The organism is Pelomonas sp. KK5 (assembly GCF_001984095.1).
Classification (GTDB): domain Bacteria; phylum Pseudomonadota; class Gammaproteobacteria; order Burkholderiales; family Burkholderiaceae_C; genus KK5.
The window spans coordinates 27,401-45,462 of the sequence record NZ_LYVQ01000021.1 but is presented as its reverse complement, the minus strand read 5'-3'; the positions used below and the strand labels follow the sequence as shown (position 1 = coordinate 45,462).

The 18,062-nt window shown below is 70.2% G+C and carries 25 protein-coding genes; 24 read left to right on the top strand and 1 reads right to left on the bottom strand.

The window, feature by feature from the left end; genetic code table 11:
- From B0W88_RS04985 to B0W88_RS04915, 15 genes are all read left to right on the top strand, one after another.
- Window positions 1–560 (top strand): FliG C-terminal domain-containing protein (locus tag B0W88_RS04985; protein WP_144006614.1); only part of this gene is annotated, 560 nt, incomplete at its 5' end.
- Window positions 560–1,222: a flagellar assembly protein FliH gene (gene fliH, locus B0W88_RS04980; protein WP_077033551.1), complete on the top strand. Its 663-nt coding sequence runs from the start codon at window positions 560–562 to the stop codon at window positions 1,220–1,222. The genes B0W88_RS04985 and fliH, both read left to right, overlap by 1 nt.
- Window positions 1,219–2,532, top strand: a complete 1,314-nt coding sequence (gene fliI, locus B0W88_RS04975; RefSeq protein WP_077033550.1) for a flagellar protein export ATPase FliI — start codon at window positions 1,219–1,221, stop codon at window positions 2,530–2,532. The genes fliH and fliI overlap by 4 nt, the downstream gene beginning before the upstream one ends.
- 82 nt (window positions 2,533–2,614) lie before the next feature.
- Entirely contained in the window at window positions 2,615–3,040 is a 426-nt protein-coding gene (locus tag B0W88_RS04970) for a flagellar FliJ family protein (RefSeq protein WP_077033549.1), read from the top strand.
- Window positions 3,041–3,119: 79 nt separating this feature from the next.
- A complete protein-coding gene (gene fliD, locus B0W88_RS04965; protein ID WP_077033548.1) occupies window positions 3,120–4,514 on the top strand; it encodes a flagellar filament capping protein FliD in 1,395 nt (464 codons plus the stop codon).
- Window positions 4,515–4,525: 11 nt separating this feature from the next.
- Window positions 4,526–4,915 (top strand): flagellar export chaperone FliS, encoded by a 390-nt coding sequence (fliS, locus tag B0W88_RS04960; RefSeq protein WP_077033547.1) that lies wholly within the window; start codon window positions 4,526–4,528, stop codon window positions 4,913–4,915.
- Window positions 4,908–5,222 (top strand): hypothetical protein, encoded by a 315-nt coding sequence (locus B0W88_RS04955; protein ID WP_077033546.1) that lies wholly within the window; start codon window positions 4,908–4,910, stop codon window positions 5,220–5,222. Before fliS ends, B0W88_RS04955 begins: the two co-directional genes overlap by 8 nt.
- Window positions 5,219–6,235 (top strand): flagellar hook-length control protein FliK, encoded by a 1,017-nt coding sequence (locus B0W88_RS04950; RefSeq protein WP_077033545.1) that lies wholly within the window; start codon window positions 5,219–5,221, stop codon window positions 6,233–6,235. The genes B0W88_RS04955 and B0W88_RS04950 overlap by 4 nt, the downstream gene beginning before the upstream one ends.
- Window positions 6,236–6,242: 7 nt before the next feature.
- Complete coding sequence (locus tag B0W88_RS04945; RefSeq protein ID WP_077033544.1) at window positions 6,243–6,704, top strand: flagellar basal body-associated FliL family protein; 462 nt, start codon at window positions 6,243–6,245, stop codon at window positions 6,702–6,704.
- A 141-nt stretch (window positions 6,705–6,845) separates the two neighbouring features.
- Window positions 6,846–7,556: a FliA/WhiG family RNA polymerase sigma factor gene (locus B0W88_RS04940; protein ID WP_077033543.1), complete on the top strand. Its 711-nt coding sequence runs from the start codon at window positions 6,846–6,848 to the stop codon at window positions 7,554–7,556.
- A gap of 12 nt (window positions 7,557–7,568) precedes the next feature.
- Window positions 7,569–8,501: a flagellar motor stator protein MotA gene (motA, locus tag B0W88_RS04935; RefSeq protein WP_077033542.1), complete on the top strand. Its 933-nt coding sequence runs from the start codon at window positions 7,569–7,571 to the stop codon at window positions 8,499–8,501.
- Window positions 8,437–9,474 carry a flagellar motor protein MotB gene (locus B0W88_RS04930; RefSeq protein WP_083748586.1) on the top strand — a complete coding sequence of 346 codons (1,038 nt, stop codon included), beginning with the start codon at window positions 8,437–8,439 and terminating at the stop codon, window positions 9,472–9,474. Before motA ends, B0W88_RS04930 begins: the two co-directional genes overlap by 65 nt.
- A complete protein-coding gene (gene flgM, locus B0W88_RS04925; protein ID WP_077033541.1) occupies window positions 9,471–9,779 on the top strand; it encodes a flagellar biosynthesis anti-sigma factor FlgM in 309 nt (102 codons plus the stop codon). Before B0W88_RS04930 ends, flgM begins: the two co-directional genes overlap by 4 nt.
- On the top strand, window positions 9,779–10,204 hold the full coding sequence (flgN, locus tag B0W88_RS04920) for a flagellar export chaperone FlgN (RefSeq protein ID WP_077033540.1): 426 nt from the start codon (window positions 9,779–9,781) through the stop codon (window positions 10,202–10,204). Before flgM ends, flgN begins: the two co-directional genes overlap by 1 nt.
- Window positions 10,191–10,829 (top strand): glycoside hydrolase family 73 protein, encoded by a 639-nt coding sequence (locus B0W88_RS04915; RefSeq protein WP_233151625.1) that lies wholly within the window; start codon window positions 10,191–10,193, stop codon window positions 10,827–10,829. Before flgN ends, B0W88_RS04915 begins: the two co-directional genes overlap by 14 nt.
- Window positions 10,830–10,834: 5 nt before the next feature.
- On the opposite strand, the gene flgA is transcribed toward B0W88_RS04915, so the two are convergent.
- The gene (gene flgA / locus B0W88_RS04910) at window positions 10,835–11,554 is read right to left on the bottom strand and encodes a flagellar basal body P-ring formation chaperone FlgA (protein WP_158080800.1); all 720 of its coding nucleotides are present in this window, start codon (window positions 11,552–11,554) and stop codon (window positions 10,835–10,837) included.
- Window position 11,555: 1 nt separating this feature from the next.
- Here flgA and flgB point away from each other — a divergent pair, with 1 nt between their 5' ends.
- The 9 genes from flgB to B0W88_RS04865 all read left to right on the top strand — a co-directional run bounded on the left by flgB (window position 11,556) and on the right by B0W88_RS04865 (window position 17,936).
- The gene (gene flgB / locus B0W88_RS04905) at window positions 11,556–11,924 is read left to right on the top strand and encodes a flagellar basal body rod protein FlgB (protein WP_077033538.1); all 369 of its coding nucleotides are present in this window, start codon (window positions 11,556–11,558) and stop codon (window positions 11,922–11,924) included.
- Window positions 11,925–11,927: 3 nt separating this feature from the next.
- A complete protein-coding gene (gene flgC, locus B0W88_RS04900; protein ID WP_077033537.1) occupies window positions 11,928–12,332 on the top strand; it encodes a flagellar basal body rod protein FlgC in 405 nt (134 codons plus the stop codon).
- A gap of 2 nt (window positions 12,333–12,334) precedes the next feature.
- The gene (locus B0W88_RS04895) at window positions 12,335–12,994 is read left to right on the top strand and encodes a flagellar hook capping FlgD N-terminal domain-containing protein (RefSeq protein ID WP_077033536.1); all 660 of its coding nucleotides are present in this window, start codon (window positions 12,335–12,337) and stop codon (window positions 12,992–12,994) included.
- Between the two features lie 13 nt (window positions 12,995–13,007).
- Window positions 13,008–14,210, top strand: a complete 1,203-nt coding sequence (locus B0W88_RS04890) for a flagellar hook protein FlgE (protein ID WP_077033535.1) — start codon at window positions 13,008–13,010, stop codon at window positions 14,208–14,210.
- Window positions 14,211–14,942: a flagellar basal body rod protein FlgF gene (locus tag B0W88_RS04885; protein ID WP_077033534.1), complete on the top strand. Its 732-nt coding sequence runs from the start codon at window positions 14,211–14,213 to the stop codon at window positions 14,940–14,942. It abuts the gene before it with no gap.
- A 15-nt stretch (window positions 14,943–14,957) separates the two neighbouring features.
- A complete protein-coding gene (gene flgG, locus B0W88_RS04880; protein WP_198937773.1) occupies window positions 14,958–15,746 on the top strand; it encodes a flagellar basal-body rod protein FlgG in 789 nt (262 codons plus the stop codon).
- A 167-nt stretch (window positions 15,747–15,913) separates the two neighbouring features.
- Window positions 15,914–16,540, top strand: coding sequence for a flagellar basal body L-ring protein FlgH (flgH, locus tag B0W88_RS04875; RefSeq protein ID WP_077033533.1), 627 nt, complete (start codon window positions 15,914–15,916; stop codon window positions 16,538–16,540).
- Between the two features lie 2 nt (window positions 16,541–16,542).
- Window positions 16,543–17,640: a flagellar basal body P-ring protein FlgI gene (locus tag B0W88_RS04870; RefSeq protein WP_077033532.1), complete on the top strand. Its 1,098-nt coding sequence runs from the start codon at window positions 16,543–16,545 to the stop codon at window positions 17,638–17,640.
- On the top strand, window positions 17,640–17,936 hold the full coding sequence (locus tag B0W88_RS04865) for a rod-binding protein (RefSeq protein WP_077033531.1): 297 nt from the start codon (window positions 17,640–17,642) through the stop codon (window positions 17,934–17,936). Before B0W88_RS04870 ends, B0W88_RS04865 begins: the two co-directional genes overlap by 1 nt.
- Window positions 17,937–18,062: the final 126 nt, after the last annotated feature.

Sequence of the window (18,062 nt, the reverse complement as noted above, 5' to 3'; positions counted from 1 at the left end):
TCGCCGCGCTGCCCGCCGAAGGCCGTGACCTGGTGCTGCTGAACGTGGCCCGCCTGTCCGAGGTGGACGGCGAACTGCTGGGCGAGCTGGAAGAGCTGGTCGAACGCTGCCTGGCCGGTCTCGGCGCGCAGAGCGCCAGCGTCGAAGGCGTCAAGCAGGCGGCCGAGATCATCAACCGCCTGCCTCGCGACCGCGCGCAGATGGTGGAGCTGCTGCGCGCGCACGACGCCGAGGTGGTCAGCGAAATCGAGGTCAGCATGTACGACTTCTTCCTGCTGTCGCGCCAGCCGGAGTCCGCGCTGATCCGCATCATCGAGGAGGTGCCGCTGGAGACCTGGGCGATCGCGCTGAAGGGCGCCGAGCCCGCCGTGCGCGACGCCATCCTGGCCGCGATGCCGCGCCGCCAGGCGCAGAGCTTCGAGGACCTGATCCGCCGCAGCGGCCCGGTGCCGCTGAGCCGCGTCGAGCAGGCCCGCGCCGAGGTGATGGCCCGCGTCAAGACGCTGGCCGATGCCGGCGAGATCCAGGTGCAGCTGTTCGCCGAGGCGACGGTCGAGTGATGATGCGAGCCCATCGCTTCCCTCCGCTGGCGCAGGTCAGGCTGGCATCGGACGGCAATGCCGCCGCCGATGTGCAGGCCGCCGTCGCCGCCGGCTTCCAGCAGGGCCTGGACAAGGGCTATGCGGAAGGCCATGCCGAGGGCGTCGCCGCCGGCAGCGAAGCCGCTCGCATCACGGGTCATGCCGACGGCATGGCCGCCGGCCGCCGCGAGGTGCAGCAGCGCTTCGAGCACATCGGCCGGCCCATCGACGCGCTGTTCGCCGAGCTCCAGCAACTGAAGGCCGACTACCAGGCCGCCCAGCGCCGGGAAGTGGTGGACCTGGTCGCCCGCGTGGCCCGCCAGGTGATCCGCTGCGAGCTGACGCTGCAGCCGACGCAGCTGCTGGCCCTGGTCGACGAGACGCTGGCCGCGATGCCGCCGGCGCGTGACGGCCAGGTCGAGGTGCACCTGAATCCCGAAGACCTGCAACGCATCCAGGAGCTGGCGCCCGAGCGCGCGGCCCAGTGGACCCTGCTGGCCGACGCGCGACTGGACAGCGGCGAATGCCGCGTCAAGGCCGGCGAGCGCGAGGCCGATGCCGGCTGCCGCCAGCGCCTGGCTGCCTGCATGGAGCAGGTCGCCGAGCAACTGAACGCCACGCCCGCGGAGATCGCCCCGTGATTGCCGAAGCGCTGCGCCGCCTGTCGCTGGACGAGGTGCCGGTGGCCACGCCGACCGGCCGGCTCGTCGGCGTCTCCGGCCTGCTGCTGGAGAGCACCGGCTGCGCGCTGCGCACGGGGCAGCGCTGCATGGTCGAGATGGGCGAGGGCCAGCCCTGGATGGCGGCGCAGGTGGTGGGCTTCAGGAACGAGGTCTCCTACCTGATGCCCTTCAAGAAGCCCGAGGGCCTGCTGACCGGCGCCCGCGTGCTGCCGGCGCCCGAGCGCGCCGCGCCGATGATCGGCCCGCAGTGGCTGGGCCGCATCGTCAACGGCCTGGGCGAGCCGGTGGACGGCCTGGGCCGCCTGGTCGGCGACACGCCGCTGCCGAGCGCCCCGCCCAAGATCAACCCGCTGCGCAAGAAGCCGGTCACCGAGCCGCTGGACGTCGGCGTGCGCGCGATCAACAGCATGCTGACGATCGGCCGCGGCCAGCGTGTGGGCCTGATGGCCGGCTCCGGCGTGGGCAAGAGCGTGCTGCTGGGCCTGATCACGCGGCAGACGGTGGCCGATGTGGTCGTCGTCGGCCTGATCGGCGAGCGCGGCCGCGAGGTGCGCGAGTTCATCGACATGAGCCTGGGCCCGGCGGGCCTGGCGCGCTCGGTCGTCGTGCTGGCCCCGGCCGACGAATCGCCGCTGATGCGGCTGATGGCCACCGAGCTGTGCCACACGATCGCCGCCCACTACCGCGACCAGGGGCTGAACGTGTTGCTGCTGGTCGACTCGCTGACCCGCTATGCGATGGCGCGCCGCGAGGTGGCGCTGTCGCTGGGCGAGCCGCCGGCGACGCGCGGCTACCCGCCCAGCGTGTTCTCGCTGCTGCCGGAGCTGGTCGAATCGGCTGGCAACGGCGAGCACGAGCGGGGCTCGATGAGCGCCATCTACACGGTGCTGGCCGAGGGCGACGACCAGCAGGATCCGGTGGTCGACACCGCCCGCGCGATCCTCGACGGCCACATCGTGCTGAGCCGCGCGTTGGCCGAGCGCGGCCACTATCCGGCCATCGACGTGGCCCAGTCGATCAGCCGCTGCATGGCGCTGGTGGCGAGCAAGCCGCACCTCGCGGCGGCCAGCCAGGTCAAGCAGCTGATGTCCCGTTACGAGCAGGTGCGCGAGCTGCTGCCGCTGGGCGCCTACGTGCCCGGCGCCGATCCGCTGACCGACCGCGCGGTGGCGTTGATCCCGCGCATCGAGGCCTTCCTGCAGCAGGGCACGCGCGAGGCGGCGCCGCTGGCGGATGTGGTGCGGCAGCTGGAGGAGTTGCTGGCATGAGCCGCGCAGCGCCGGGCCGTCCCAAGCAAGCGGCTGCCCCCATGGGGGGCCGGCCACCGTACCCGGTGGACGGGGGGCTCACATGAGCGTCCTCATCGAGAAGAGCCTGGACACGCTGATCGAGCTGCGCGGGCGCGACCTCGAAGCGCGGCAGGCGGACCTGGCAGGCAAGCAGGTCGTGTGCGCCCGCATCGAGGCGAACATCGAGCGGCTGCATGCGCTGATGGACGGCGTCAGCACCGCTCAGGCGCCCTCGCTGGCCGAGAACACCGCGGCCTACAAGACCTCCCTGCTGGAGCTGGCCGAAGGCCAGCGCCGCGAGCTGGAACAGCGCCGCCAGCACGTCGAGCAGGCCCGCGAGGCGGTGCTCGACGCGGCGCGCCGCAAGCAGGTGCTGGAGCAGCTGCTGCAGCAGAGCCGGGCGCGTGCGCAGTTCGCCCGCCAGCGGCAGCAGCAGAAACAACAAGACGAGTTGGCCACCCAGATGTGGTCGCGGAGGCCCGCATGACGGCCCCGTTTAAGCACGGCCGTCCCGCGGTCGCCTTCCTCCCGGGTAGATCCGTCGCCCCAACCAGGAGGAACACGCCATGACCAGCAGCATCAGCGCCAGCTCGCTCGATCCCGCGACCACTGCCACGCAGCTCGCCACCGCCTACACGCAGCAGACTCAAGTGCTGCTGGACACGCAGACGCAGGCGGCCAAGGCCACCTCGACCGGCCTCTCGCAGCTCAGCTCGGCGCTGAGCACCTTCAGCAGCGCGCTGTCGGGCCTGTCGTCCAAGAGCTCGCTGAGCCAGATGTCGGCCAGCCTGTCCAACAGCGCCATCGGCAGCGCCACGGCCACGTCCAGCGCCCAGGCCGGCAGCTACCAGGTCTATGTGCAACAGCTGGCGACCAAGAACCAGGTCGCCTTCCAGGACCTGCCGGCGATTCCGGTCTCGTCCGGCGGCTCGCTGGGCGTCTCGCTGGCCAACGGCACCAGCTTCAACGTGAACCTGTCGACCGCCGACACCGACGGCGACGGCACCCTCTCGCAGACCGAGATCGCCCGCGCGATCAACCAGGCGCCGGGCAATGCCGGCTCGATGACGGCGATGATCGTCAGCGCCGGCGGCACCACGCAGCTGATGCTGTCCTCCGGCGTCAGCGGCGCCGGCGGCGCCATCACGCTGGACGCGTCCGCGCTGCCCGCCAGCGCGCTGAAGACCACGCTCTCCGGCACGCCCAATACCCTGGTGGCCGCGCAGGACGCCATCGTCTGGCTGGGCGCCAAGGGCACCGGCATCGAGATCCAGCAGGGCAGCAACACGCTGACCGCGATCGCCGGCGTCACCGTCAACCTGACCCAGGCGCAAGGCGCGAGCGATGCGCCGCTGACGCTGACCGTCGCCAAGGACGACAGCGGCACGACGTCCAATGTGCAGAAGTTCGTCGACGCCTACAACGCGCTGCAGAAGTCGCTGACTGGCCTCACCGCCAACGCGGACCCGAAGAACAACACGGCGGCCGCCGCTTTCGCCAGCGATTCCGGCGTGCAGTCGCTGGTCGACCGGCTGGGCAACCTGGTGCGCAACACCTATGGCGGCGTGTCGCTGCGCAACCTCGGCATCAGCATCGACCGCAACGGCCAGATGTCGCTGGACTCGACCAAGCTCTCCAGCTACCTCGCCACCAAGCCGGACGCGCTGGACAGCTTCTTCGGCACCGCCGGCAGCGTGGCCTCGGGCACCGGCACCGGCGCCCTGGGCGACCTGAACAAGCTGGCCGACCAGTGGACCAACAGCACCACCGGCCAGATCAAGCAGCGCCAGGACTCGGTGCAGACGCTGCAGAAGTCCATCTCCGACCGCCAGACGCGGCTCGATGCCCAGTACGACGCCGCCTACAAGCGCTACCTCGCCCAGTTCACCGCGCTGCAGACCCTGTCCGCGCAGCTGGACCAGACGAGCTCGATGCTGGCCGGTCTCAGCACCTCTTCCTAGAACCCATCGCCATGAGCTACGACGCCTATCAAAGCTACCAGACCGTGAACTTGAATGCACAGACCGCGCAGGCCTCGCCGGTGCAGCTGGTCATCGTGCTGATGGACGGGCTGCTCGACGAGCTGGCCCGCGCCCGCGGGCACGTCGAGGCGCGGCGTTATGAGCTCAAGGCGAAGAGCCTGGACAAGTGCGTGGCCATCCTCAACGGCCTGTCCAGCGCGCTGGAAGTGGACAGCGGCGGCGAGGTGGTGCAGAACCTCTCGCGCCTGTACGACTACTGCGCCGAGCGCCTGTACCGCGCCGGCGTGGACCTGAACACCGCGCTGATCGACGAGGTCAGCAAACTGGTCGCCACGCTGCGCGCCGGCTGGGTCTCGGTGCAGGAGCAGGGCCGTGGCTGATCTCCCGGTTCGCCTGAACCAGCTCGTGCTGCGCCTGCAGCAGGCGCTGGCGCGCCGCGAGTGGGCAGCCGTCAAACGGCTGGACGGCGAGGTCGCCGCGCTGCTGGCCGGTGTGCCCGTCGATGCGGCCTGGAGCGCCGAGGCGCTGCAGGCGCTGGTGCGGCTGAAGGCCGTGCACGCGACGGTCGTGCGCCAGTGCGACGCCGAGCTCGCCACGCTGGGCCACACCCTCGCCCGCATCAACAGCCAGCACGGCCGCTGGCAGGCCTATTCGCAGAGCAGTGGCTGGGGAGACAGCACACAATGATCACGACGACGAAGCTGCAACAGGCCGACGCGGCCCCGGTCGCCGCCGCCCAGCCAGGCGTGCAGGTGAGCGTGCAGCCGGGCGCGCAGGACGCCGCCGGCCAGCCGCGCTTTCCCGCGCAGCTGCTGGTGGCGCAGCCGCAGCCCGAGCTGCCGCTGCCGCAGGAGGCAGCCGAGCCGGCCCTGCCGACGACGGCCGCACCCGAGGCGCAGGACCTGCCGCAGGCCCTCGCGCTGGCCCTGCAGCAACTGCAGGCGCTGATGCCCGCCGCGGCGAAGCCCGACGAGGAGCGCGAGAAGACCGACGCGGCCGTGCTGCCGGCGACGCCTGCTCCGTTGCCGCAGCTGGCCGCCGTGCCGCAACTGCCCGAGGCCGCCGCCCAGCCGCTGCCGACTGCGGCGCCGGAGGTCGCCGCGCCAGCCGCCGTGCGCACCGCGCCGGCTGCTCAAGACCTGACCCCGGTCACGACCGTCAAGGCAGCCGAGGCCGACACCCCCGATCTCGCCGCTTTCGCACCGGGCCTTGCCGCTGCGCTGTCGTCTCCGCAGGATGTCAAGTCCGCGACGACGGTGCATCTCCCCCAGGGCGAGCCCCAGCAATGGCAGTCGCCGCTGCTGCAGGCGCTGGGCGACCGCATCCAGCTGCAGCTCGCCGCGCGCAGCGAGACCGCCACGATCCGCCTGGAACCGCCGCAGATGGGCCGGGTGGACATCGCCATCCGCCAGCTCGACGGCGGCGCGCTGCAGGTGCAGCTGAGCGCCACCCATGGCGAGGTGCGCCACCAGCTGCAGCAGATCAGCGAAGGCATGCGCTGGAACCTGGTGCAGCAGCGCCAGGGCGGCGAGGTCAGCGTGCAGGTCGCGTCGGAGGCTTCTTCGTCGGCGAGCGGCTCGCGTGGCGATGGCTCGCGCTCGTCCTCGCAGGGCCAGGCCGAGCAGCACCAGCAGCGCCGCCCGGGCCGCGCCTGGGACACCACCACCGACGCGGCCGACACCCCGTTCGCCCTGAGCTAAGAAGCCCATGAGCAAGACCAAGACCCTTCTTCTCGTCGCCATCGTCAGCCTGCTGCTGGCCGGTGCCACCGGCGCCGCCGTCTGGTGGGCGCTGAAGCCCAAGGCCAAGCCCGAGGAAGCGCAGCAGGTCGAGGCGCCGAAGCCCGGCCCCGACTACCGCTACGTCAGCCTGGACAAGGTGCTGATCATGCTGCGCAACCAGCGTGGCGAGGCGGTCACGCACTACATGGCGATCGACCTCGTGTTCAAGGCCCTGCCCGAGCACGAGAAGCGCACCAAGGACCACCTGCCGCTGCTGCGCACGGTGGCGGTGAAGGCGCTGTCGAACTACACGGTCGAGGCCGCCACGGCGATGACGGTGGAGCAGTTCGCCGACGAGCTGAACAAGGCCTACGGCGAGGCCTATGCGGCCGAGCACCGCGAGGCGCCGTTCGCCGAAGCGCTGATCGGCAAGCTGATCATCGAGTGAACATGGCCCACCCCCTACGCGCTTCGCGCGCCCCCTCAAGGGGGCACCGCCAGCCGACCGGCAGAGCCGGATCGGCGGCGGTCGCTCGGCTGGATCGCGCGGTCGCGTCGAATCTGCTGCACGGCGGGACTGGAGCCTGAGATGCTGATGCAGACCTCCTATGCTGTCGCCGCCCCCGCGGCCAGCGCGCACGACGAGAGCCAGGTGCTCGCCGCCTATGCGCCGCTGGTCAAGCGGGTCGTGCGCCAGCTGAAGAGCCAGGTCAGCGCGATCATGGACCGCGAGGACATGGAGCAGGTGGGCCTGATGGGCCTCTTGGAAGCGCTGCGCCGCTACGGCGCGCCGGACGAGGGCTTCGGCGCCTTCGCCGCGCTGCGGGTGCGCGGCGCCATCCTCGACGAGCTGCGCCGCCAGGACTGGCGCCCGCGCTCGGTGCGCCAGGAGAGCCACAAGCTGCGCGACGGCGTGCGCGAGCTGCGCCGCAAGCTGGGCCGCGAGCCGGCCGAGGCCGAGATCATCAAGGCGCTGGGCATCACCGCCGAGGCCTACCTCGCCTGGCAGCAGGACGAGGGCGCCGAGGAGCTGGCCAGCTTCGACGAGCTGGTGCAGGAGCTCAGCAACGTGGCGAGCGACATGCAGTCGCCCGAGCAGCAGCTGATGGTGCGCCGCAGCCTCGAGCAGGCGCTGACCGCGCTCGACGCGCGCGAACAGAAGGTGGTCCAGCTGTACTACGAGTACGAGCTGAACCTGAAGGAAATCGCGGCGGTGCTGGACCTCACCGAGGCCCGCGTCTCGCAGATCAACAAGGGCGCGCTGAGGAAGATGAAGGTCTTCCTCCAGCCGTCGAACTAACGGATTACTGCCATGCAACCGTTCATCGGCATCGTCATCGTCCTGGGCTGCGTCTTCGGCGGCTTCTTCTTCCATGGCGGCAGCTTCGCCGTGATCTGGCAGCCGGTGGAGCTGGTCATCATCGTCGGCGCTGGCCTGGGCGCCATCGTGCTGGGCAACCCCAAGCACGTGCTGGCCGAGATGGTGCTGCAGCTGCGCAAGGTGCTGACGCCGAAGAAGAAGAACGGCCAGGAGTTCCAGCGCCAGCTGCTGCTGCTGATGTACGAGCTGCTGCAGACCGCCGCCGGCGGCCTGAAGGCGCTGGACGCGCACGTCGAGGCGCCGCAGGAGTCGGTGCTGTTCAAGCGCTACCCCTTGATCCTGGCCGAGCCCAAGCTGCTGCACTTCATCGTCGACAACTTCCGCCTGATGGCCATGGGCAAGATCAACGCCCACGAACTCGAAGGCGTGCTGGAGCAGGAGCTGGAGGCCATCCACGACGAGATGGCGCAGCCGGCCAAGAGCCTGCACAAGATCGCCGAGGCGATGCCGGGCTTCGGCATCCTGGCCGCGGTGCTGGGCATCGTGATGGCGATGAGCTCGGTGGCCGACGGGGCAGGCAGCGGCGAGATCGCGCTGATGGTGGCCGCCGCCATGGTGGGCACCTTCATCGGCATCTTCTTCTGCTACGCGGTGCTGGACCCGCTGTCCAACATGATGAAGCAGCTGGTCAACGAGGAGCTGGCCGCGCTGGAGTCGGTCAAGGTCGTGCTGGTGACCCACGTGGCCGGCAAGCCGGCGCTGCTGGCCATCGACGCGGGCCGCCGCCTGGTGCAGCTGAACATCAAGCCGAGCTTCGCCCAGCTGGAGCAGTGGATCGACCGCATGCAGAACCCCGGCGATGCCGAGGCCACGCCGCGCCGCCGCGCCACCGACCGCGAGCCTGGAGAGCGCCGTGCAGCCTGAGCTGAAGCTGGCCGGCAAGGCCCACGAGGGCCACGCCACCATCGTCAAGCGCGGCGGCCGCCGCCACGAGGAAGAGGCCCATGGCGGCGCCTGGAAGGTCGCCTTCGCGGACTTCTGCCTGGCCCTGCTGTGCCTGTTCCTGGTGCTGTGGCTGCTGGCCTCGCGTCAGAGCGAGCGCATGCAGGAGGTGCTGCGCTCGGCCGGCGCCAACCTGGTGGAAGAGGGCAACGGCCTGACCAACTCGCTGGCCGCCGGCTCGCGCGGCAGCATGATCGAGCGCAATCCGGTGCCGGCCCACGGCGAGAAGCCGGTGCAGGGCAAGTCCCAGCAGAGCAGCGACACCGAGCACCCCGACGCCGACCCGCGCCTGAGCAAGTCGCGCTACGAAACGCCGGCCGACATGAAGGAGCTGTCGCGCCTGATCGAGCGCATGGCCGCCGCCGAGGGCCTGGCCAACAACGTGCAGGGCATCGTCACGCCGCAGGGCCTGCGCCTGATGCTGCACGACACCGACGAGGCCGGCATGTTCGAGCGCGGCAGCGCCATGCCCAGTCCGCGTTTCAAGGCCCTGCTGCGCAAGCTGGGCCCGGTGTTCGCGCAGATCGAGAACCAGCTGAGCATCATCGGCCACACCGACGCCACGCCCTATGTGGACGCCGGCGCCACCGGCTTCTCCAACGCCGCCCTGTCCAGTCACCGCGCGATGGCCGCGCGGCTGCACCTGCTGGAGGGCGGCATGCCCGCGGGTAGCGTGCTGCAGGTGGCCGGCATGGCCGAACGCGCGCCGCTGGATCCGGTGCATCCGAACGCGGCCCGCAACCGCCGCATCGAGCTGCTGGTGCTGACCTCCGCGCAGGCGAAGGCCTTTGCGTCGATGTTCGGCGCGCCGGCGCAATCGTGGCCGGTGGCCGAGGGCCTGGATGCGAGCGGCCCGGCCGGCGCGGCCCTGCTGAACCAGGGCAGGCAGCCATGAAGACAACGAACAACAAGGGTGAACGCAGCATGAAGATCAACGGCAACAGCATGGCGCCTGCGGTGGCCGCGGCCGCGCCGGTGGCGAGCGCCGCTCCCGTGAGCGCCGCCCCGGAAGTGGACCGCGCCAGCGCCGCCGAATCCGCGTTGCTGAAGCCCGCCCGCGAGGCGCTGGCCAGGCAGCCCGACGAGATCGACAGCGCCCGTGTCGCCGAGCTGCGCGATGCGCTGGCCCGCGGCGAGATCAGGTTCGATGCCGGCCGCCTCGCCGCGCTGATCCAGCGCTATCACGGAGGCCGTTCCTGATGAGCAGTGCCGAACTGCTGCGCCAGCTGCTGCTGGGCCTGCAGGCCGACCAGCGCAGCTACCTGCTGCTGCAGGAGCTGCTGGACGAGCAACTGGCCGCCATCGCGCAGCAGCGCTCGCAGGCCCTGGAGAAGCTGGCCGCGCGCATCACCGCGCTGACCGTGCAGCTGGACGAGCAGCGCCGCCTGCGCGTGGAGCTGGTGAGCCGGCTGCTGGGGCCAAAGACCGAGCCCTCGATGACGACGCTGTTCGAGCGCCTGCCGGCCACCGCTGCCCGCGTGATGCGCGAGGCCTGGGACGCGCTGGAGCTGCAGGTGCGCCAGTGCAAGGCGCTGAACAAGCGCAACGGCGAGCTGATCGTCGAGCAGCACGCGCTGATGCAGCAGTTGCTGGGCACCGAGGAGCATGTCTATGCTGAACGCTGATTTCGGCTTCCTGCCGCTGGCGGGTCGCAGCGAGCGGACGACGCCGACCGGCAACGGGAGCAGCGGCTTCTACCAGCAGCTGCACAACGAGGTGCTGGGCTTCATCGAGAACGGCTCGCCGGCCTCGGCGCCGCGTGCCATGCCCGCCGCCGAGTTGCCGACCCCGGAGCCCACGAACGCCGAGCAGCAGGCCTTTCTCGACCGCATCGCCCCGCTGGCCCGCGAGGCCGGCGCGAAGCTGGGTGTGGCGCCTGACGTGCTCTCGGCCCAGGCCGCGCTGGAGTCCGGCTGGGGCAAGGCCCGCAACGGCAACAACCTCTTCGGCATCAAGGCCGGTCCGTCCTGGAAGGGCGAGACCAAGGAGGCGATGACGACCGAGTTCGAGCAGGGCGAGCCCGTGCAGAAGAGCGAGGCCTTCCGCGCCTATCCGGATGCCGCGGCGTCGTTCCGCGACCTGACCCAGCTGCTGGCCGGCAACCCGCGCTACCAGGCGGCCCTGCAGTCCGGCAGCAACGCAGCGGCCTACGGTCAGGCGCTGCAGCGCGGCGGCTACGCCACCGACCCGGCCTATGCCGACAAGCTGGCCCGCGTGGCCGCGCGCATCCAGGCAGGTGGCAGCAAATGAGCCCGCTACTGACCGGCCAGGCTGGCCGGCGCGACCTCGCCCGGGCCGACGACGCGCGCGCTGATGATGCGTCCGGTATTGACGTTACGTACGCGGATCGTCGCGGCGCGGGCACCGGCGTCCAGCGCCTCGCCGGCGGCCTGCACCTCGATCTCGCCGTTGCGCGCGACGATGCGCACCGCCTCGCCGCGCTTGATGACGATGGCCTCGGCGAGCTGCCGGCGGCTGATCGGCTGGCCGGCGCGCAGCGGGCTGCGCAGTGCCTGACCGGTCACGGCGTCGGCATCGGACAGCATGTCAGGTCCCACGTCGCGGCGCTCGCGCAGCAGGTCGCTCTCGGCCAGCACGCGGCCGGAGGGCAGGGCGGTGGCCGCCACCAGCACCTCGGCGCTGAGCTCGGCCTTGACGACGAAATCCAGGGCCGGCGCATTGCTGCCCGGGCAACTCGCCAGCACACGCACGCGGCCGGCCGCGCGCAGGTCCTGCGCCTGCAAGGCCCAGGGCTTCGCGCACTGCGCCGCGGCACGGCGCTGCGCGGCGGCGCTGCCCAGCGCAGGCAGCACGCGCGCCTGCACCTGCGGCTCGACGAGGCCCTCGCGCTGCGCCTGCTCGACGAGGGCGGCACGCGCGGCCTCGGCCACCTGCTCCTCCAGCGTGGCGGCATGGGCGACACCGGCCAGGCCGGCCAGCAGAACAACTGAATAGAAACGGGAAGAGAAAGACACGATGAGCATCGATTTCAGCAAAGCGGTCGGCATCCACCCGGAGGCGCTGAAGCTGCGCGCCGAGCGGACGAAGATCCTGGCGTCCAACATCGCCAATGAGAGCACGCCCGGCTTCCAGGCGCGCGACATCGATTTTGCCTCTGCGCTGAACGAGCGCGTCAGCAGCAGCGACGGTTCGCTTTCGCTCGATACCGAAGGCGGCGACGACCTGAAGTACCGCGTGCCCTTCCACCCCGCGCAGGACGGCTCCACCGTGGAGCTGGGCGTCGAGCAGGCGGCCTTCTCGCAGAACGCGTCCGACTTCGGCACCAGCCTGCAGTTCCTCAACATCCAGCTGAAGGGCCTCGCCAAGGCCATCCAAGGACAGTAAGCCATGTCATTCAAAGCCATCAGCCAGATCGCGGGCTCGGCCATGTCGGCCCAGACCACGCGCCTGAACACGATCGCCAGCAACCTCGCCAACGCGCAGTCCGCCTCGGGCACCGAGGCCGATGCCTACCACGCGCGCAAGCCGGTCTTCGCCGCCGTCGGTGGAGACAACAACGGCGCCCGCGTGCAGGTGCTCGACGTGGTCGAGAGCAAGGAGCCGCTGCGCCAGGTCTACGAACCCGGCCACCCGCTGGCCAACGAGGAGGGCATGGTCTATTACCCGAACGTCAATCCGGTGGCCGAGATGACCGACATGCTGTCGGCCTCGCGCGCCTTCGAGAGCAATGTCGAGGTGCTGGGCCGCGTCAAGCAGATGCAGAACGCGCTGCTCAAGCTGGGAGACAACTGATCATGACGACGACCGCGGTCAACAACAACACGTCGGGCGGCTCCTCCGGCAGCAACGGCGCCATCGCCTCCAACGGCAGCGACATCCAGAACATGTTCACCACGCTGCTGGTGGCGCAGATCAAGAACCAGGATCCGCTCTCGCCCAGCGACCCGAGCGCCTTCGTCAACCAGCTCACGCAGCTGAGCCAGATGGAAGCGCTGCAGAAGCTGGCCGACCAGGGCGGCAGCAGCAACGGCATGATGGCCAGCCTGCAGATGCTGGCCCTGGGCGGCCAGGTGGGCTCGCAGGTGCAGGCGCAGGTGGATTCGCTGAACCTCGGCAGCACGCCGGTCGCCACGCACTTCACGCTGTCCGCCGGCGCCGCCGCCGGCGCGCTGGTGCTGACCGGCAGCGACGGCGTCGAGCAGCGCATCCCGCTGGCGAACCTGTCCGCGGGCGACAACGCCTTCACGCTCGATCCGTCGAAGTACGGCGTGACGGCCGGCCACTACGCGGTGCGCGTGGAGACCGACACCAAGGAAGTCGCCGGCATCGAGATCGGCGCCACGCTGAGCAGCGTGCGCCTGGGCGGCGACGGCAACGCGATCCTGACGCTGAACGGCGGGCTCGCCCAGGTCGCCCCCTCGGCCCTCACCCAATTCAACGGTCGTTCCAACTGAAAGGACCCACGCCATGAGCTTCGAAATCGCCATGTCCGGCATCAATGCCGTCAGCGCCAGCCTGGAAACCATCTCCAACAACATCGCCAACGCCAGCACCTCGGGCTTCAAGTCCAGCCGCACCAACTTCTCGGCCGTCTATGCCGGCACGCAGGCCAATGGCGCGGCGGCCACCTCGCAGACCCAGTCGATCGGCAAGGGCGGCGGCCTGATGAACACCGGCAGCGGCATGGACGCGCTGATCCAGGGCCGCGGCTTCTTCGCCGTCAAGGACAACGCCGGCCAGCAGCTGTACACGCGGGTGGGCAGCTTCTCCGTCGACAAGGACGGTTATGTCGTCGACACCCTGGGTCGCAAGCTGCAGGGCTACGGCATGCAGGTGGACAGCGCGGGCCGCCCGGTGGCGGGTCTCGGCGCCCTGGGCGACCTGAAGGTGCCCAACGGCCAGATCGCCGCGCAGGCCAGCAGCCAGCTGAAGTTCACCGGCAACCTGTCGGCCGACTGGACCGTGCCCAGCGCCGCCTTCGATCCGGACGTGCCCAACTCCTACAACAGCTCGATCACCTCGGTCGTCTACGACTCGCTGGGCGGCAAGCACAGCGTGACGCAGTATTTCGTCAAGAGCGGCGGCAGCCAGGTGGACGTGCACTACAGCTTCGACGGCGCCGCGCCGACCGCTGGGCCGACGCTCACCTTCGACACCCAGGGCCAGCTGACCAGCGCCACCACCGCCACGCTGAACGTGCCGGCCGCCAGCATGAACGGCGCCGACCCGCTGGCCGTGGCCATCGACTACACCGGCACGACCCAGTTCGCCGGCGACACCACCACGCTGGCCAACAGCCCCAACGGCTACCCCTCCGGCGCGCTGACCGGCACCAGCCTCAGCGCGGACGGCAGCGTCGTCGCCACCTACAGCAACGGCCAGACCCAGATCGTCGGCACGGTGGCGCTGGCCACCTTCGCCGACGAGGGCGCGCTGCGCCCGGTCGACGGCACCAGCTGGGCCGCCACCACCGCCACCGGCGCCGCGCTGATGGCCCAGCCGGGCTCGGCCGCCTCGTCCAAGCTGACCACCGGCGCGCTGGAGCAGTCCAACGTGGACATGACCGGCGAGCTGGTGAACCTGATGGGCGCGCAGCGCAGCTACCAGGCCAACACCAAGGTCCTCTCGGCCGAGAACGAAATGATGCAGAGCCTGATGCAGGCGATCTAAATGGATGCGCTGATCTACACCGTGATGTCCGGCGCGGAGCGCGCGATGCGCGCCCAGCAGGTGCATGCCAACAACCTGGCCAACCTCGAGACCGGCGGCTTCCGCGCCAATGTCGAGATGGCCGGCAGCCGGTCCGTCGAGGGTTACGGTTATGCCGCCCGCCACCTGAGCCAGATGCAGGCCGATGCGGTCAGCGCCAAGCCGGGCGTGCAGCAGGCCACCGGCCGCGACCTGGACGCCGCGATCGAAGGCGAGGGCCTGTTCGCCGTGCAGACGGCCGAAGGCTCCGAGGCCTACACCCGCAGCGGCAACTTCACCGCCGATGCCGACGGCCGCCTGCTGCTGGCCGGCCGCCCGGTGCTGGGCGAGGGCGGAGCAGTGCAGTTGCCGCCGGAGCACGGCGCGCTGGTGATCGGCCGCGACGGCACGATCTCGGTCCAGACGCCGGGCCAGACGGACCTGCAGGTGGTCGACAAGCTCAAGCTCGTCAAGCCACCGATGGCGGAAATGACCAAGAACCCCGCCGGCCTGCTGGTCCCGCGCGACGGCGGCACGCTGGCCGCCGACGACACGGTGCAGGTCCATGGCGGCCATCTGGAAGGCAGCAATGTCTCGGCCATCGAGGAGATGGTGGCGACGATGACGCTGAACCGCGACTTCGAGGTCCAGATGAAGTTGTTGAACAAGGCCGACAGCATGGCCGACGCAGGCAACCGCCTGATCCGTGAGTAACAAGGAGATCCGACGATGAATCCCGCCATGTGGATCAGCAAGACCGGCGTGCAGGCCCAGGACGCCAAGCTGCAGGCCATCGCCAACAACCTCGCCAACGTCAACACCGTCGGCTTCAAGCGCGACCGCGTGATGTTCGAGGACCTGTTCTACCAGGTCGAGCGCCAGCCGGGCGCTGTAGGAGAAGACGGCAGCGCCTCGCCGACCGGCGTGCAGCTGGGCAACGGCACGCGGCTCGTCGGCACGCAGAAGGTGTTCACCACCGGCAGCCTGCAGCAGACCGGCCAGAGCCTGGACGTGGCCATCGTCGGGCAGGGCTTCCTGCAGGTCGAGGGCCCCAACGGCAAGCCGGCCTACACCCGCGCCGGCCAGCTGCAGATCAACGCCGATGGCAAGCTGGTCAACGCCAAGGGCCAGAAGCTGCAGCCCGAGATCACCATCCCGGCCAACGCGACCGCGATCACGATCAGCGAGAACGGCACCGTCTCGGCCACCCTCGCCAGCGCCACCGCGCCGAGCGAGCTGGGCCAGCTGAAGCTCGCCAACTTCGCCAACCCGACCGGCCTGCTGGCCCTGGGCGACAACCTCTACCAGGAGACCGCCGCCAGCGGCGCCGCCACCGAGGGCGTGGCCGGCGTGGACGGCCTGGGCACCGTCAAGCAGGGCGCGCTGGAAGGCTCCAACGTGCAGGTGGTCGAGGAGATGGTGGACATGATCGCCGCGCAGCGGACCTACGAGATGAACACCAAGGTGCTCTCGGCAGCGGACAACATGCTGCAGTACCTGTCCCAGGCCGTGCGGTAATGGAGCCCCTCGTCCAGTCCCGCCCCGCTGAACGCGGGCGTGCCCGGCCGGTCCCCCGAGGGGACTCTGTCGCCTGGCGCATCGAGCGCCAGGCGACAGAAGTGGGCCGGCTTGGGGCGGCCCGGCGCTCGGCCCGAAATGCGACGGTCATCGCTCTTCTTGCAACGATGCTGCTGGCCGGCTGCCAGACGATCCAGCCGCCGGCCGTGCCGACGGCCGTCCCGGCCACGCCGCTCGATGCCCAGCCGCAGCCGATGGCGCTGCGCGGCACGGCCGGCGGGGTCTACGCGCCGCAGCGCGGCATCGCGCTGACCTCCGACAGCCGCGCCTTCCGCCCCGGCGACGTGCTGACGGTGGCGCTGGAAGAGACCACCCAGGCCAGCAAGAAGGCCGACACCAGCTTCGGCAAGGGCAGCAATGTGGCCCTGTCCGCGTCGAGCAAGGGCAAGACCCTGCTGGACCTGGGCGTGGGCGGCAACCGCGACTTCGCCGGCACCAGCGCCAGCACCCAGCAGAACGCGCTGACCGGCGCCATCACCGTCGTCGTCGTCGACGTGCTGCCCAACGGCCTGCTGCGCGTGCAGGGCGACAAGAGCCTCACGCTGAACCAGGGCGAGGAAATGGTGCGCCTGTCGGGCTATGTGCGCGGCGCGGACGTGGATTCGGAGAACCGCGTGTCCTCCCAGCGCATCGCCAACGCCCGTATCGTCTACGCCGGGCAGGGCACCTTGGCCGACGCCAATTCGCCGGGCTGGCTGACGCGCTTCTTCGCTTCGCCCTGGATGCCTTTCTGATCATGAAGAAACTGCTCTCCCTTGTCAGCCTGCTGCTGTGCCTGCAAGGCGCCCACGCCGCCCAGGCGCTGCGCCAGCTCGTCAGCGTCGAAGGCGTGCGCGAGAACCAGCTGCTGGGCTACGGCCTGGTCGTCGGCCTGAACGGCAGCGGCGACAGCACGCAGGTGAAGTTCGCCGGCCAGTCGGTGGCGAACATGCTCAAGCAGTTCGGCCTCAAGCTGCCCGAGAAGGTGGACGCGAAGTCCAAGAACGTCGCCACCGTGATGGTCAGCGCGGTGTTCCCGCCCGGCTACCGGCGCGGCCAGGCGATCGACATCACGGTCTCGTCCCTCGGCGACGCCAAGAGCCTGCGCGGCGGCGTGCTGCTGCTGACCGAGCTGCGCGCGGCGGACGGCGAGGTCTATGCGCTGGCCCAGGGCAACCTGGTGGTCGGTGGCCTCTCTGCGCAGGGTCAGTCTGGATCGAGCGTTACGGTCAACACGCCGACGGCCGGCCGCATCCCCAACGGCGCCACGGTCGAGCGCGAGATCGCCACCGATTTCGACAGCACGCCCAGCGTGCGCCTGAGCCTGCGCCACCCGAACTTCCAGACGGCGACCAATATCGTCAACACGATCAACAGCCGCTATGGCAGCACGATCGCCAGCACGCGGGACGCCACCAGCGTGGAGGTGGTCGCCCCGGCCAACCCGACCGAGCGGGTGGCCTTCGTCGCGCAGCTGGAAGGCCTGGCGGTGGACGTCGGCGCCGACAACCCGCGGGTGATCTTCAACTCGCGCACCGGCACCGTGGTGATCTCCGACGGCGTGCGCGTGCGGCCGGCGGCGGTCTCGCACGGCAGCCTGAAGGTGGTGATCAGCGAGAGCTCGCAGGTCAGCCAGCCGCAACCGTTCAGCCAGGGCAAGACGCAGGTGACGCCGCAGTCCCGCGTGCAGGTGGACCAGGGCTCGGGCCGGATGTTCAGGTGGCAGGCGGGCACCAGCCTGCAGGCCATCATCGACACGGTCAACAGCATCGGCGCCACGCCGGACGACATCATGTCCATCCTGCAGGCGCTGGACCAGGCGGGTGCGATCGAAGGCGAGCTGCAGGTGATCTGATGACGACCGTCGATACATCGCTAACGCCGAATCCCGACGGCGCAACACCCGACCCCAAGGTCCGCGCGCAAGCGAGGAAAGCCGCCGAGCAGTTCGAGTCCTTCTTCATCGGCCAGATGCTGCACAAGATGCGCAGCTCCACCCGCGAGCTGGCCGGCGAGGACAGCCCCTTCAAGGACAAGGTCAACGAGGACATGCAGGACTTCGCCGACGACCGCATGGCCGACGCGATCGCTGGCCAGCATGCCTTCGGCATCGCCGACGTGATCCTGAAGCAGTTACTTCCGAAGACCTGACATCCGCCGTTCGCCCTGAGCCTGTCGAAGGGCAGTTGCCGAGCACCAGGGCTTCGACAGGCTCAGCCCGAACGGCATGTGGCCAAGTCAACAGCACTGGATTTAAGTCCCCGCGTCCCCCGGTCG